This window comes from Nocardia sp. NBC_01009 (assembly GCF_045208035.1).
In the GTDB taxonomy this organism is placed as follows: domain Bacteria; phylum Actinomycetota; class Actinomycetes; order Mycobacteriales; family Mycobacteriaceae; genus Nocardia.
In genome coordinates, this window is sequence record NZ_CP108695.1 from 6,810,083 (window position 1) to 6,824,964 (window position 14,882).

Consider the following 14,882-nt stretch of genomic DNA (forward strand, 5'->3'; position numbering starts at 1 on the left):
GTGGAGCAATGAGTTCCGACGCTGACACGACCCTGCCCGCGCCTCGCATCCAGCTGACGCCGCAGGAGTGGAAGGCCAAGCTGAATCCCGAGGAGTACGCGGTGCTGCGGCAGGCCGCGACCGAACGCCCCTTCACCGGCGAGTACACCGACACCAAGACCGAAGGCGTCTACGTGTGCCGTGCGTGCGGGGCCGAGTTGTTCCGTAGCACCGAGAAGTTCGACTCGCACTGCGGGTGGCCTTCGTTCTTCGATCCGGCCGAGTCGGAGGCGGTCATCCTGCGCTCCGACGACACCCTCGGCATGCGACGGGTCGAAGTGCTGTGCGCGAATTGCCACAGCCACCTCGGCCACGTGTTCGAGGGCGAGGGGTACAACACGCCCACCGACAAGCGCTACTGCATCAACTCCATCGCGCTGCAACTGCACCCCTCGGGCACCGCAGCGCAGTAGTCTTCGGCGCTCAGCGGAAAGATACGGATCGCGGTCACGGTGCGCATGCCCCGAAATATTGGGGCATGCGGTCTGCCGCGTCTCGGGTCACGTCGACCCGGTCGGCAGCCGCAACACCGCGCTATGGCCCGCATCCGTGGTGACCGCAGGCGGGGAGGCTCCGATGTCGCCGCCGAAGACTGCCCGGCTCAGGGCAGCGCGGCGATGAGCTTGTCTACCTCGACGCGCGGACCGGTGTAGAACGGAACCTCTTCACGCACATGCAGGCGAGCCTCGGTGGCGCGCAGATCACGCATCAGGTCCACGATGCGGTGCAGCTCCGGCGCCTCGAAGGCGAGAATCCACTCGTAGTCGCCGAGGGCGAACGAGCTGACGGTGTTGGCGCGCACATCCGGGTAGCCACGGGCGGCTTTGCCGTGATCGGCGAGCATCTTGCGGCGCTCGTCATCGGGCAGCAGGTACCACTCGTAGGACCGCACGAACGGATAGACGCAGATGTAATTGCCCGGGTCTTCACCGGCAAGAAACGCCGGGACGTGACTCTTGTTGAACTCGGCAGGCCGATGCAACGCCACGTTGCTCCACACCGGAGTGCTCGCCCTACCCAGCTCTGTGGTGCGACGGAAGTCGGCGTACGCGGCCTGCAGGTCCTCGACACGTTCGGCGTGCGTCCAGATCATGAAGTCGGCGTCGGCCCGCATGCCCGCGACGTCGTAGATGCCGCGCACCACCACGTCACGATCGGCAAGCCCCTCGAAAAACGCCTGCGCATCGGCAATGGCCTTCGCCCGATCTTCCCCGAGCACACCCGGTTTCACCTGGAACACCGAGAACATCAGGTACCGGATGGTGGAGTTGAGGGCCTGGTAGTCGAGTCGCGCCATGCCTCCATCGTGCCACTCGACCGAACGCGGTCGCCCACGGGCCGAGCGAAGTCACCATGCCGAACGATCGCACGGCTCGCCCCTATCGCCGACGAAACTCATCATCGAAGCCCGCGCCGACTGCTGGCATCACACGCCGAGAACCTTCGAACGATACGAATCGCAGACCGCGTCAGCTCCTCGCACGGCCCGGAGGCCGAGCAGCAGGGGCTGGGTTCACGCTTGTCCACCTGCGATCCGGTGGGCAGCCGCCGTACCCGAGGCTACGCAGGCCGGGACGCCGACGCCGTGGAGATAGGCGCCCGCGACGGCGAGGCCATCGAGATTTGCTGTCGCCGACTCGATTTCGGCGACACGGTTGGTGTGGCCGGGGGCGTATTGGGCGAGGCCGCCCGGCCACCGTTGGACGAGCGCGCCGATCGGTTCGATGGTGGCGCCGGTGACGGTGGCGAGGTCTTCGGTGGCGGCGGCGATCAGGTCGGCGTCGGACCAGGACAGGGTGGAATCGTCGCCGAATTTGCCGAAGGAGACACGCACAGCTGCGGTTTCGCGCTGCGCCAGATGAGACCATTTGCGGCTGGACAGGGTGAATGCCTTGGCCCGCAAAGATTCTCCGGTGGCGACAAGGATGCCGGAGTTCTGCGGAAGCGCCGTGTCCCGCGGAAGTGCCAGTGCGACAAGGGCAGACGAGGACAGCTCGATGCCTGCCGCTGCGGCGGACGCGGCGGGCGCGAGGGTACGCAGCAGGCGGGCGGTCACCGGCGCCGGGGTGGCGAGCACGACCGCGTCCACGGCACCGACCGGGTCGACGACCCAGCCGCGCCCGCCGCGGGCCAGCCGAGTAGCCGGTGTCGCGGTGACGAACTTCGCATCGGATCTGGCCGAGAGTGCTTCCAGCAGTACTCGATAGCCGTCGCGGATGCCGCCGAAGACGGGCGCGTCGGACGGCGGCGGCATGGCAGCGGCGACCGCGTGGGTCAGGCTCGGTGCGCCGTCGTCGAGTGCCGCGGCCAGCGTCGGCAGCGCCGCACGTACACCGATCGAACGGGAGCTGCCGGCGTACACCCCACCGAGCAGTGGGTCGACGCTGCGCTCGGCGACCTGCGCGCCGAACCGGTCGGCGATCAGGCTGTAGACGTCGATATCGGCCTCGGGGTACCAGGCCATCGGCCTATTGGACTCCGCGTCGATCCGCGCGAGTGTGTCGGCGTCGACCAGCCCGCGCATCGACTCGGCATCCACGGGGATGCCCATCAGAGTGCGCTCCGGCATCGGATGCGCACTGCTCTCCGACCACAGCAGCGGACGCAGTCCCGCCGGAACGACCAGTTGCGGCTCCAATCCGAGTTCACGAACCAGCCCCGGCACCTCCGGCCGCCGGCCGACGAAGGCCTCAGCTCCGAGATCCAAAGGCTCCCCGGCCAATTCACCGGTGTACAGAATGCCGCCCACTCGATCGGCCCGATCGATGACCACGATGTCGGCTCGCGGCCCGAGCAGTGTCCGCAATCGATACGCGGCAACCAATCCCGTGATTCCGCCGCCGACAACCGCGATTCTCATACCTTCGACCGTAACCTGCCCGCTATCGGCCGCTGGTGTCGCCACCGACAATCAGGTCTGCCTGCTCCCGGGTGCGATCGGCCGCGAAGTGCGCGTCCTCGGTCGCCATCCACCGCTGCCACAGCGGCAGCGTGTGGGCACCGTCCCGCTCGAGCCCACGGGCCAACCGCACGTCGGGCGGTGTCTCGACCCACACCGCCAACGACAGCCGACCACGCACAGCGGCACGCGCGGAGGACACGCCTTCCAGCACGATCACGCCACCTGGTGTGACCTCGTGCCACTCGGCCAAGGCCCGATCGACCCAGTCGTAGCGCTGATACCGCCCCGGCCTGCCGCACGCGATCGGTTCGAGCACCTGCTCCTCCAACCGCGGCCACCACGCGAGCTGGTTGTTCTCGGCCGCGAAATCATCGGTGTGCACCACCTGCGCGCCACACTCCGCGGCCAAAGACGCGGCGAGCGTGGATTTCCCGGCGCCACCGCCCCCGTCCACCGCCACCAGACGCGTCGACCCGAGCCGCGGCTGATGCGCGAATATCCGCGCGACAATCTCCTGCACCGACACATCCACCACGGTATGAACCCTCCGCTGATCAGCCCTGTTCCCGATATCTGCGGACGAGACCACCGGCCGGTACGAATCGACCGAGCAGCGATCGCGCAAAGGGCAAGCTCAGAGCTCGTGAACCAGCTCGACCAAGGCCGTCAGCACGCCGGGGTCGGTGTCGGGCAGTACGCCATGGCCGAGGTTGAAGATGTGTCCTGCCGCGCCCATGGTGATCGCCTCGTCGGCTTCGCGGGCGATCCGGCGCGTCTCGGCCTCGACGGCTGCCGGACCGGCGAACAGGACCGCGGGATCCAGGTTGCCCTGCAACGCTTTTCCCGGTCCGACACGACGCACCGCTTCGGTCAGCGGTACCCGCCAGTCGACACCGACGACGTCCGCACCCGCCTCTCCCATCGCGCCGAGTAGCTCACCGGTGCCGACACCGAAATGGATGCGCGGCACGCCTGCGGCAGCAACCTCGGCGAACACCCGCTCGGAGTGTGGCAGCACGAAGGTCCGGTAGTCGGCGAGTGAGAGGGCGCCCGCCCACGAGTCGAACAGCTGCACCGCGTCGACGCCCGCGGCCAGCTGCGCCTGCAGGAACGCGATGGTGATGTCGGTCAGTACGCCGAGCAGCTCGTGCCAGGTCTGCGGGTCGGCGTGCATCATCGCCTTGGTGCGCTCGTGGTTCTTGCTCGGTCCGCCCTCCACCAGGTACGAAGCGAGCGTGAACGGCGCGCCCGCGAACCCGATCAGCGGCGTGTCGCCGAGCGCGTCGGTCAACAGCCGTACGCCGTCGGTGACCGCGCCCACTTCCTCAGGACGCAGTCGCGGCAGTGCCCGCACATCGGCGGTGGTGCGTACCGGCGACGCGATCACCGGACCGACACCCGGCACGATGTCGAGGTCGATGCCCGCGGCCTTCAACGGAACCACGATGTCGGAGAACAAGATCGCCGCATCCACGCCGTGCCTGCGGATCGGCTGCATGGTGATCTCGCACACCAGCTCCGGATCGAAGCAGGATTCGAGCATCCCGATGCCCTTACGCAGTTCGCGGTACTCGGGCAGCGACCGCCCGGCCTGACGCATGAACCACACCGGCCGACGGCTCGGTGCGGTGCCAGTGGCGGCGGCCAGGAACGGAGCATCGGTCAACCGGCGGCGGGTGTGAGTGTTCATCGCCTTCATCGTAAGCGGGCCACCGCCCGGTCTTCGCTCGGCCGGGCGGAGAGCCACTCCTGAGACGACGTCCGACATGCGACCGCGGCCGGCCGGGCGGTGCCCGCGGCGAGCCACACCCGACAGCCGGCCTGACTCGTCTTCACTCGCCCCGCTCCGCGGCGCAGAAACACCGCATCCGACGGTGCAGAAAGCGGCTCGGCGGCGCGCCTCCGACCGCGTCGGGGGGACTAGGTCTACCGTCGCTTTCGTGACACCGCTCGACTTCCGCGACGGAGCCGCACCGACCGAGGGACCCGATGAGCCAGCTCAATTTCGTGCCGCGGTCGAGGCGATGGCCACCGCTGCCGTGCACCCTCGGATCGAGCTGGCACCGATCCGCCCGCCGCAACGCCTGGCCCCTTATTCGTACGCGCTCGGCGCCGAAGTCAAACACCCCGAAACCGCTGTCGTGCCAATCGATTCCGAGGGCGATGCGTTCGGCAGGCTGATCCTCCTACACGATCCGGACGGCGACGACGCATGGCACGGCACCTTCCGTCTGGTCGCCTATATCCAGGCCGACATCGACGGCGCGCTGGCCACCGACCCGCTGTTACCGGAGGTCGCCTGGAGTTGGCTGGTGGACGCTCTCGAAACGCGCAACGAGCCGTTCACAGCCCTGGGCGGCACCGTCACCTCGACGAGTTCGGTGCGCTACGGCGACATCGCCGGGCCGCCACGGGCGCACCAATTGGAGCTGCGCGCATCGTGGACTGCGGTCACCACCGACATGCGGCCACACGTGGAAGCGTTCTGCGAAGTGCTCGCCTACGCGGCCGGGCTGCCGCCCGCCGGTATCACCCATCTGCGGCCAGAGTCCTATACCAGCAACGACCACATCTAACCGCCACGTAAAGTTCAAGTTTATGCCGGTAGCAGACGAGTCCGACCAGGGCAGCACAGCGGAAGACAACGCAGCGGAGCCGCTGCTGGTCCCCGCAGAGGGTGTTCCACCCGTACTGGCTACCGCCCACGAGATCGCCGATGCCGCTGCCCGCCTTGCCGCGGGCACCGGTCCGCTGGCTGTCGACGCCGAACGTGCGTCCGGTTTCCGGTATTCGGCCCGCGCTTACCTGATCCAACTGCGCCGCGCCGGAGCGGGCAGCTTCCTCGTCGACCCGATTCCGGTGACCGATGAGCTCGCCCCGCTGGCCGAGGCGATCAACGATCTCGAATGGGTACTGCATTCGGCGGACCAGGATCTGCCGGGTCTCGCCGAACTCGGTCTGCGTCCCGCGCGGCTGTTCGACACCGAATTGGGTGGCAGGCTGGCCGGTTTCGAACGCGTCGGGCTCGCGGCGATGGTCGAGAAACTGCTCGGCAGGGCGCTGCGCAAGGGCCATGGCGCGGCCGACTGGTCCACAAGGCCGCTGCCGGACGAGTGGCTGAACTACGCCGCGCTCGATGTCGAGCTGCTGCTGGAACTGCGTGACGAAGTCGCGAAAGCACTCGACGAACAGGGCAAGACAGATTGGGCCGCACAGGAATTCGAGCACGTTCGCAGCACCGAGCCCGGCGCACCGAAGGCCGATCGGTGGCGGCGCACCTCCGGCATCCACCAACTGCGCCGCACCAGGCAGCTGGCGATCGTGCGCGAACTGTGGAACACCAGGGACGGGTTGGCGCGATCCCGCGACGTCGCGCCCGCGCGCATCCTGCCGGACTCCGCGATCGTTTCCGCCGCGACCACCGAGCCACGCACCATCGCCCAGCTGCGAGCGCTGCCGGTCTTCGGCGGGCCACGGCAGCGGCGGTACTCCCGGGAGTGGCTCGGCGCCGTCGACCGCGGTCGGACGCTGCCCGACAGTGAGCTGCCGCCACTGACCCAGCCCTTCGACGGCCCGCCTCCGGTGAACCGGTGGGAACGCCGGGATGCCGCTGCGGCCGCCCGGCTGGCCAGGGCGCGTGCTGAGATGGGTGAACTGTCCACCGAACACGCCATCCCGGTGGAGAACCTGCTCTCCCCCGACTTGGTGCGGCGCCTGTGCTGGGACGGGCTGCCGGATTACGACCGTATCCCCGACTCACCCGCCGACCTGGCGGCGGCCATCGACGGATTCCTCAAGTCGGGCGGGGCGCGGCCGTGGCAGCGGGAACTGGCGGTACCTCGGCTGACGGCGGCGCTGACTCCGGAACCGCGCGACGCTTAACGCCCGTTCCTGCGCCGCACCATTCGCCTGCCGGGCGAGACGCGGAACAGGTCAGGATTTGGCGGTGACCGCGCCTTCTACGGTTTCCTTGAAGACCCGCAAACCTTCGTCCATGCCCACACCGAACGCGACCGCGAGTTCGTCGGGCAGCACGTCGTGGATCCAGACGAACCGGCTGCCGTTGTCGTCCGGGAAGACCTGCATCGACGCATTGTTGTGCACCGGCGCGACACTGTCGCCGACGATGGAGTACACGAATCGGTGCTCCGCCTCGTCCAACGCGATCAGACGCTCACGCAGCACCGTTCCGTTCACGAACGTGGCCACCCGAACTCCGGGACCATCGAGCCGGCACTCGGTGACGTAACCGGGCGCCATGCGAATCGGGCCCTGGCCGAAGTCGCGAATGATCGCCCATACGTCTTCGACGGGGGCCTCGACGACGATCTCCTTCTTGATCGATCCCATGGCGAACTCTCCTGCGTGTGGTGGCCTGAAACCCAGTAACTGGCGTTAAAGGAACGGTAGTTACTTAACCTCCTATCGTCAATGGGTAGTTACCATGTAGTCATGCCCACCAGAGCCGAGACCACGGCCGCCGATGACCTCACGCCCGCGGCGATGCGTCGACTAGTGGAATTCGTCAACACCCGCCGCGCCGACGGCGACGCCATCGGCACCGCGGACCAGCTGGCAACCTGGCTGCACGATCACGCGTTACTGCCCCGCGACACCGCCGTCACCGCCCACGAACGCGACCGCGCGGCCCGAGTCCGAGAAGGACTGCGCGCCATGCTCGCCCAGAACAATGCCGACCCCGTGAGCAGCCCACGACCCGACGGACTCGACCCCACAGCACATGCCGAGCTGTCGGCCATGACCGCAGAACTCCCCCTGACACTCGACGTCACCAGCATGCCCCCGACCCTGGTGCCCGCCACCCATGGATCGGTCGACACCGCCCTGGCCACCCTGCTCGCCGACATCGCCACTGCCGTCGCCGCGGGCACCTGGTCCCGCCTCAAAACCTGCCGCGAACCAAGCTGCCGCTGGGCCTTCTACGACCACTCCCGCAACCGTGGCCGCACCTGGTGCTCGATGAACGTCTGCGGCAATCGCGTGAAAGTCCGCGCCTCCCATCGCCGCAACTCCGCGCGATAGCATCCGAGCCCACTCCCGCCGAGCGGGACCGTCGAAACGAGTGAACAGAACTCGAAGATCCTGGTGGGGAACGACGTTGGCGATCGCGCCGGATACGCGGCGCACCACTGACACTTCCCCGGCGCGTGGTGTGACCGCGGGAGGGCGGTGATGGGTACGGCTCGAACGCGGCCCAGTTGATCACGGTCGACCCGAACGGCCCGACGCGATGAGCGAGGCATCGTCGAATCCGCTGATCGCCCAACGCGAAGACACCACATGTCCTGGCTGCGGAATTCGCCTATGCCACCCTCCCCGACGGTTCGGGTACTCGGACTACCTTCACGAATTCTCTGATGGGCAAAAGAAATACTTCTCGGGAAGCACCTGGTCAAGTATTACTACCGATGGAGCGAGTCCGTTGGAGAGAACCCGCCTCCCACCGATCGCCGACGGCACCGTCGTCCAATGAGTCCTGATATCCGGCTGGCTGGACGCGGCGCTCGACGTCGGCATCAGGCCGGTCCGCTAGCGCTCGGCCGCTGATCGTGGCGAACGGGACATGACAGTGGCCGCTCTCGATGTTGCCGCAGCCGTGTCCCTCTTGTCGGGAGTTGGTGCAGGGGCGGTTGTCTCACCGGGCGGCGGTTCGGTTCCATCGGGACTTGCCGAGTTCTCTGGGCGTTCGGTGAGTGGCACACCCGCGTCACCGCCAGTGGCACTCACGATGACATGCCACTCGACTCATGTAGGACAGCGCGCCCAGGTAGGTTGTCACCGCGGTCAGCGGGCGTCGAGCCAACCCGTGATGCGGCGGGCGATGTCGGGCGCCGTCAGGCCCAATTCCTCGTGGATCTGGTTGCGCGAGGCATGCTCCAGGAAGTGTTGGGGGACACCGAGATCGCGGGTCGGCACGTCCAGGCCCGCGCCGCGGAGGCGGGCGGAGATGGTGGAGCCGATGCCGCCGTGCAGGCCGCCGTCTTCGAGAGTGACCAGAAGGCGATAGTTTTCGGCGAGTTTGACGATCGTGTCGGACACCGGGAGGACCCAGCGCGGATCGATGACGGTGATCGAAATACCTTCTGGCTGTAGTAGATCCGCTACCTGCAGCGCCAGTTCGGCGAAGGGGCCCACGGCGACGAGGAGGACGTCGCCACGCTGGGTCTGAGCGGAGCCGCCGTCCTGCTCGGGCAGGCGAAGGACGTCGACGCCCTCGAGGCGTTCGACGGCCGAGATATCTTCGACGACGCTTCCCTTCGGGAAGCGGATGGCGGTCGGGCCGTCACTGACGGCCAGCGCCTCGGCGAGTTCTTCGCGCAGGGTGCCCGCATCGCGCGGGGCGGCCACGCGGATGCCGGGGATGATGCCCAGCACCGAGAGGTCCCACATGCCGTTGTGGCTGGCGCCATCGTTTCCGGTGATGCCCGCGCGGTCGAGCACCACGGTGACCGGCTGCTTCAGCAGGGCGACATCCATCAGCAGCTGATCGAAGGCGCGGTTGAGGAAGGTGGAGTAGATGGCGACCACCGGGTGCATGCCGCCGAGCGCGAGACCCGCGGCGGAGGCCATGGCGTGCTGCTCGGCGATACCGACGTCGAACATCCGGTCCGGGAAACGCTCACCGAATGCCGAAAGGCCGGTCGGCCCCGGCATGGCGGCGGTGATGGCGACGATGTCGTCGCGGCGTTCCGCGTGCGCGATCAACTCCTCGGAGAACACCGCGGTCCAGCCGGGCGCCTTGGCGCCGAGCGGCCGGCCTGTCAGCGGGTCGATCGGATCGCACGCATGCATCTGATCGGCTTCGTGGTTCTCGGCGTGTGAGTACCCGCGGCCCTTCTGCGTCACCACATGGACGACGACCGGACCACCGAAATCCTTCGCCCTGCGCAGGGCTGCTTCCAGCGCGACACCGTCGTGGCCGTCGACCGGGCCGACGTACTTGAGTCCGATATCACTGAACAGCTCCTGCGGGCTGACGGCGTCTTTGATCCCGGCCTTCACCGCGTGCACCATCGAGTACGCGGATTCGCCGACGCGCGGGATGCTCTTGAGGATCCGCTTACCCGCATCCAGCGCGTGCTCGTAGGCAGGCTGGGTGCGCAGCGCGGTCAGCCGGTCGGCGAGGCCGCCGATGGTGGGCGCGTAGGAGCGGCCGTTGTCGTTGACCACCACGACCACCGGACGATCGGGAGCTCCGGCAATGTTGTTGAGCGCCTCCCAGCACATACCGCCGGTGAGCGCGCCGTCACCGACGACCGCGACCACATGCCGATCCTGGCCCGTCAGCACGAACGCTTTCGCGAGGCCATCGGCGTACGACAGCGACGCCGAGGCATGCGAGGACTCCACCCAGTCGTGCACGCTCTCGGCCCGGCTCGGGTAGCCCGACAGCCCGCCCCGCTTCCGCAGCGAATCGAACTGGTCCTTGCGGCCGGTCAGGATCTTGTGCACATAGGCCTGATGCCCGGTGTCGAAGATCAACGGATCGGTCGGCGAGTCGAAGACTCGATGCAGGGCGATGGTCAGTTCCACCACACCGAGATTGGGTCCGAGGTGACCGCCGGTCGCCGCGACCTTCTCGACCAGGAACTCGCGAATCTCCGCCGCAAGCTCCCGCAGCTCGGCCACGTTCAGCCGGCGCAGGTCTTCGGGCGCATCGACCCGGGAAAGCACTCCCACCTGAACTCGCTCCCTCCGGATAGTGCATCTGATCCGAACAGTCTACGGAGCCGCGGTGGCGTCCCCGCACGACGACGGCACGTCACCTGCCGACATGGCGCTGAAATGTGAGTCTCCACACGAATCACCGGGCGAAAAGCACCTGTCCGGAGAAACGAGGATGGGCGAACATCCGACCGCGGCGCGGCGCGGCGACCGGAGGAAATCCATCCGAAGACACGCGCTCAGCGGACGAAGGATCGACCACGGCACATACGCTACCGCGCCTACAGTGAACGTGTGGCCGAGCCCGAGCAGAAGGTTCCGCAGGCGGTCGAACCCGGCGTCGTGGCACGTCTGGTCGCCGATGTGTACCAGCTCTACCGCGCCGACGAATCCGGCGCACTGGCCGATTACATTCCGGAACTCGCTGCGGTCCAACCCGATTCGTTCGCGGTGTGCCTGGCCACCGCGGACGGCCGGTTCTACGGCGCAGGCGATGTCGCCACCATGTTCACTATCCAATCCATTTCCAAACCGTTCACTTATGCGCTCGCCCTGGCCGACAAGGGCCCCGCCGCCGTCGCCGAGCGCATCGACGTGGAACCCTCCGGCGAGGCGTTCAACGAGATCAGCCTGGACCCGGTGACCGAGCGACCGCGCAATCCGATGATCAATGCGGGCGCCATCACTGCCGCGTCCCTGGTCACCGGTGACGATCCCGCCGACAAGTTCGAACGCATCCGGCGCTGCTACTCCCGATTCGCCGGACGCGAGCTGACGATGAACGAGGCAGTGTACGCCTCCGAAGCGCGCACCGGCTTCCGCAATCGCGCCATCGGCTACATGCTGCGCTCCTTCGGCATCATCGACTCCGATCCGGACGAGGCGGTCGATCGGTATTTCCGGCAGTGCTCGATTGATGTCACCTGCCGCGACCTCGCGCTGATGGCTGCGACGTTGGCCAATAACGGTCTCAACCCGGTGACGCGCGAGCGCGCATTGTCGGTCGCGCTGACCGAGCAGGTGCTCAGCGTGATGACCACCTGCGGCATGTACAACGCCGCGGGCGACTGGGTGACCACCGTCGGACTGCCGGCGAAGAGCGGTGTCGGCGGCGGGATACTCGCGGTGCTGCCCGGTCAGATCGGGATCGCCGTCTACTCCCCTCGGCTGGACGAGCACGGCAACAGTGTGCGCGGCGTCGCCGCCTGCCGTGCGCTGTCGAAACGACTGGAACTGCACTTCCTGCACGTGACGCGATCCGGGCGCACCGCGATCCGGGCTGCGTATTCGGTGGCCGAGGCGCCCTCTCGGCTGCGGCGCACCACCGACGAGATGGCGGTGCTCGCCGAGCACGGTGACCGCGCTCGCGTGTACGAGCTGCACGGCGACCTACTGTTCGCGGGCGCGGAACGTGCCGTGCGGGCCATCGAGGAGCAGTCGGGCGAGTTGGCGGCGCTGGTCATCGACCTGCGCCGGGTGGGCGAGGTGAGCGAGATCGCGGTGCACATGCTCGACGAACTGCAGAACGAACTCGCCGTGGCGGGCTGCCGCATCGCCATCGTCGATCCCGACGGCAAGATGGGCCACCTGGTCTCGAGCCTGGTTCCGAATGACCCGCGCGGACGCGTCTTCATCGATCGCGACACCGCCACCGAATGGTGCGAGGACATCGTGCTCGACCACCACCGGCCCGCTGACGAACCGGCGTGCACCTCCATTCCGATCGAGGACCATCCCGCGCTCGCCGCACTGAGCCCCGACAACCGGGCGCGACTGGCAAAGGATTTCGAGGTGCGCACCATCGCCCGCGGTGAAGTGATCGCGCGCCGCGGCAGCACCCGCTCGGGCCTGTACCTGATCCTGGAGGGACGGGTGCGGCTCACCTTCGAGGGCGCCGACGGGCACACGCACCGGTTGGTGTCGCTGTCGGCCGGGATGTCGTTCGGCGAGATCCCGATGCTGGTCGGCACACCGTTCGTCAACGAAGCCCGCGCGGAGAGCGGTGTGCGGGTCGCGGTGCTGAGCCCGGAACGGTTCGATGTGCTCACCGAGAAGGCGCCCGAGCTGAAACTTGCCCTGCTCGAGCGCCTGGCCGCGGGCGCGTACGCGCAGATGGACGCCGCTGTACACGCGATCGCGGTCCGCGGTGGCGACTACTGAGTTCGGCGGGCGGGGACATTTGCGTGGTATCGGCCGTTGAGCCCTGCGAGACCACGATCCCACCGAGTCAGGAGAGCGCCGTGAGCAAAAAGAAATCCGACGAAGCCGCCGCGGGCACGGTGACCACCATCGGGAGCGGCAGCGCCCGCGCCACTCCCGACCTCATGCGCGTGACCATCTCGATCGAAACGCGGGCGAGCAAGGTCGCGCTCGCGTACGGGCAGGCCGGTGAGCAGGTCGCCGCCGTCACCGATGCGCTGCGCTCGGACGGGGTTTCGGGAGTTGACATCGCTACGAGCGGCCTGTCGGTGCGCACCGAGACCGTCTGGATCGAAGGTGGCGGTTCGAAGATCACCGGCTATCTCGCAACGACCGACCTGACCGTGGCGCTGCGCGATATCGGCGAGAACGCCGTTCCCGGACCGGCCACCATCATCGCCAACGCCGTCGATGCGGGCGGCGACGATGTCCGGTTGGGCGGCCTCACCCTGACCTTCGCCGACCAGGAAAGCCTGCTCACCCAGGCGCGCGATGCAGCATGGGACAACGCGCTCGCCAAGGCCGAACAATATGCCGCCCGCGCAGGCCGCACGCTCGGGCCGGTGCTCGAAATCACCGAGAACACCACCTCGGCACCGCCGGCATACCCTCGCCTCCAAGCGATGTCCGCGCCCATGGACGCCGCCTACGGCGCTGCTCCGGTACCCGTCGAGCTCGGCGAATCCGAAATCAGTGCCGCCATCCGCGCCACCTGGCAGCTCGACTAGACCGTGACCGAACCGATCGGCGGCCACGAGAAGCTCGACGACCACCGGTTGGACGCGGTGCGGCCGCGAGATATCCGAGGCGGCAACGTATTCCGGGAACCCGGTCGGTCGGTCGGATTTGCCACGGCACGGCGAGGTCCTCGCCTATATTGAAGAATCGGTGGCCACCGTCAGGGCTGCCGGTGAGGATTTCGCATGTCGTTCGTGCTCATCGATAAACCGCGCCCACACGTCGCCCTGGTGACGCTGAACCGGCCGGACCGGATGAATGCGATGGCCTTCGATGTGATGATTCCGCTGCGCGAGGCACTGGAGGAGGTCAGTGCCGACAACGACGTGCGGGTCGTGGTGCTCACCGGAGCAGGGCACGGTTTCTGTTCCGGCGCAGATCTACAGAGTGCGGGGAAGGTGCCCAATACCGAGGGGCTGACCGTCACCAGCGTCGCGCGGCGCTCGATGGATCTGCTGAACGACGTGATGATCACCCTGCGGCGCATGAACCAACCGGTCATCGGTGCGATCAACGGCGCGGCGATCGGTGGTGGCTTCTGCCTGAGCGTCGCCACCGACATCCGGATCGCGGGCACGGACGCCTACTTCCGGGCGGCGGGGATCAACAATGGGCTCACGTCCGCGGAACTGGGCATCAGCTACCTGCTGCCCCGTGCCATCGGCTCCTCCCGCGCGTTCGAGATCATGCTGTCCGGACGCGACGTCGATGCCGCCGAGGCCGAGCGCATCGGCTTGGTCTCCCGCACCGTGCCCACCGCGAAACTCCTGGAAACCTGCTACGACCTGGCCGAGCGGATCATCAGCTTCAGCCGGGTCGGCACCGAGCTCACCAAACGGATGCTGTGGAGCGGCATGGAAGCGGGCAGTTTCGAATCCCAGATGCAGCACGAGGGCATGGCGCAGCTCTACGTCCGCCTCACCACCGGCAATTTCGACGAAGCCATCCGCGCGCGTCGCGACCGCCGCCCGCCCAGCTACGAAGACTGACCGCCTACGACCGGTGCCCGAGACCTTTCACCAGCAAGGTCACCGTATCCGCGCCGGCCTGCCGGTCTTCGGAGATCTTCAGGTACTTCGGTGACTGCGCCCACTCCTGGAACGCCGGCTCGTCGGGGAAGGACATCAGCACCACCTTCTCCCGATCCGATTGCCCCTCGATCACCTGCGGGTTCTCGTCGGCAGCAAGCAGCGTGCCCGAGTATCGAACGAAAATCTCCGTGAAGTGCGCCTGATAGCAGTCATAGACGGCACGATCGGCGAACTTCAGCTGTGCGACGACGTACACGGTCATGGGCGCGACTCTATGCCGCCGACCG

The 14,882-nt window shown here is 67.5% G+C and carries 14 protein-coding genes; 7 read left to right on the plus strand and 7 right to left on the minus strand.

The window, feature by feature from the left end:
• The first annotated feature begins 8 nt into the window (after positions 1–8).
• Positions 9–452 (plus strand): peptide-methionine (R)-S-oxide reductase MsrB, encoded by a 444-nt coding sequence (gene msrB / locus OHA42_RS30590; protein ID WP_406231224.1) that lies wholly within the window; start codon positions 9–11, stop codon positions 450–452.
• Between the two features lie 188 nt (positions 453–640).
• Here the strand turns inward: msrB and hemQ are convergent, their stop codons facing one another.
• The 4 genes from hemQ to hemE all read right to left on the minus strand — a co-directional run bounded on the left by hemQ (position 641) and on the right by hemE (position 4,640).
• Entirely contained in the window at positions 641–1,336 is a 696-nt protein-coding gene (hemQ, locus tag OHA42_RS30595; protein ID WP_328403444.1) for a hydrogen peroxide-dependent heme synthase, read from the minus strand.
• 216 nt (positions 1,337–1,552) lie between these two features.
• Complete coding sequence (locus OHA42_RS30600; RefSeq protein WP_406231225.1) at positions 1,553–2,899, minus strand: protoporphyrinogen oxidase; 1,347 nt, start codon at positions 2,897–2,899, stop codon at positions 1,553–1,555.
• A gap of 22 nt (positions 2,900–2,921) precedes the next feature.
• The gene (locus tag OHA42_RS30605) at positions 2,922–3,467 is read right to left on the minus strand and encodes a uridine kinase (RefSeq protein ID WP_406231226.1); all 546 of its coding nucleotides are present in this window, start codon (positions 3,465–3,467) and stop codon (positions 2,922–2,924) included.
• Between the two features lie 108 nt (positions 3,468–3,575).
• Positions 3,576–4,640, minus strand: a complete 1,065-nt coding sequence (gene hemE / locus OHA42_RS30610; protein WP_406231227.1) for a uroporphyrinogen decarboxylase — start codon at positions 4,638–4,640, stop codon at positions 3,576–3,578.
• A gap of 325 nt (positions 4,641–4,965) precedes the next feature.
• Here hemE and OHA42_RS30615 point away from each other — a divergent pair, with 325 nt between their 5' ends.
• Together OHA42_RS30615 and OHA42_RS30620 are read left to right on the plus strand one after the other, a co-directional pair.
• On the plus strand, positions 4,966–5,517 hold the full coding sequence (locus tag OHA42_RS30615) for a DUF3000 domain-containing protein (RefSeq protein ID WP_406239687.1): 552 nt from the start codon (positions 4,966–4,968) through the stop codon (positions 5,515–5,517).
• A 22-nt stretch (positions 5,518–5,539) separates the two neighbouring features.
• A complete protein-coding gene (locus tag OHA42_RS30620; RefSeq protein WP_406231228.1) occupies positions 5,540–6,823 on the plus strand; it encodes an HRDC domain-containing protein in 1,284 nt (427 codons plus the stop codon).
• Between the two features lie 51 nt (positions 6,824–6,874).
• Here OHA42_RS30620 and OHA42_RS30625 read toward each other — a convergent pair whose 3' ends face one another.
• On the minus strand, positions 6,875–7,291 hold the full coding sequence (locus tag OHA42_RS30625; RefSeq protein ID WP_406231229.1) for an SRPBCC family protein: 417 nt from the start codon (positions 7,289–7,291) through the stop codon (positions 6,875–6,877).
• Between the two features lie 102 nt (positions 7,292–7,393).
• On the opposite strand from OHA42_RS30625, the gene OHA42_RS30630 reads away from it, so the two are divergent.
• A complete protein-coding gene (locus tag OHA42_RS30630; RefSeq protein ID WP_406231230.1) occupies positions 7,394–7,984 on the plus strand; it encodes a CGNR zinc finger domain-containing protein in 591 nt (196 codons plus the stop codon).
• A gap of 762 nt (positions 7,985–8,746) precedes the next feature.
• Here OHA42_RS30630 and dxs read toward each other — a convergent pair.
• Positions 8,747–10,642, minus strand: a complete 1,896-nt coding sequence (gene dxs, locus OHA42_RS30635) for a 1-deoxy-D-xylulose-5-phosphate synthase (protein WP_406231231.1) — start codon at positions 10,640–10,642, stop codon at positions 8,747–8,749.
• A 279-nt stretch (positions 10,643–10,921) separates the two neighbouring features.
• On the opposite strand from dxs, the gene glsA reads away from it, so the two are divergent.
• The 3 genes from glsA (at position 10,922) to OHA42_RS30650 (ending at position 14,553) form a co-directional block, all read left to right on the plus strand.
• Entirely contained in the window at positions 10,922–12,787 is a 1,866-nt protein-coding gene (gene glsA / locus OHA42_RS30640; RefSeq protein WP_406231232.1) for a glutaminase A, read from the plus strand.
• 80 nt (positions 12,788–12,867) lie between these two features.
• A complete protein-coding gene (locus OHA42_RS30645) occupies positions 12,868–13,554 on the plus strand; it encodes an SIMPL domain-containing protein (RefSeq protein WP_406231233.1) in 687 nt (228 codons plus the stop codon).
• Between the two features lie 195 nt (positions 13,555–13,749).
• Entirely contained in the window at positions 13,750–14,553 is an 804-nt protein-coding gene (locus tag OHA42_RS30650) for an enoyl-CoA hydratase (RefSeq protein ID WP_406231234.1), read from the plus strand.
• A gap of 4 nt (positions 14,554–14,557) precedes the next feature.
• On the opposite strand, the gene OHA42_RS30655 is transcribed toward OHA42_RS30650, so the two are convergent.
• Positions 14,558–14,857, minus strand: coding sequence for a DUF1330 domain-containing protein (locus OHA42_RS30655; RefSeq protein WP_406231235.1), 300 nt, complete (start codon positions 14,855–14,857; stop codon positions 14,558–14,560).
• Between the last annotated feature and the right edge of the window lie 25 nt (positions 14,858–14,882).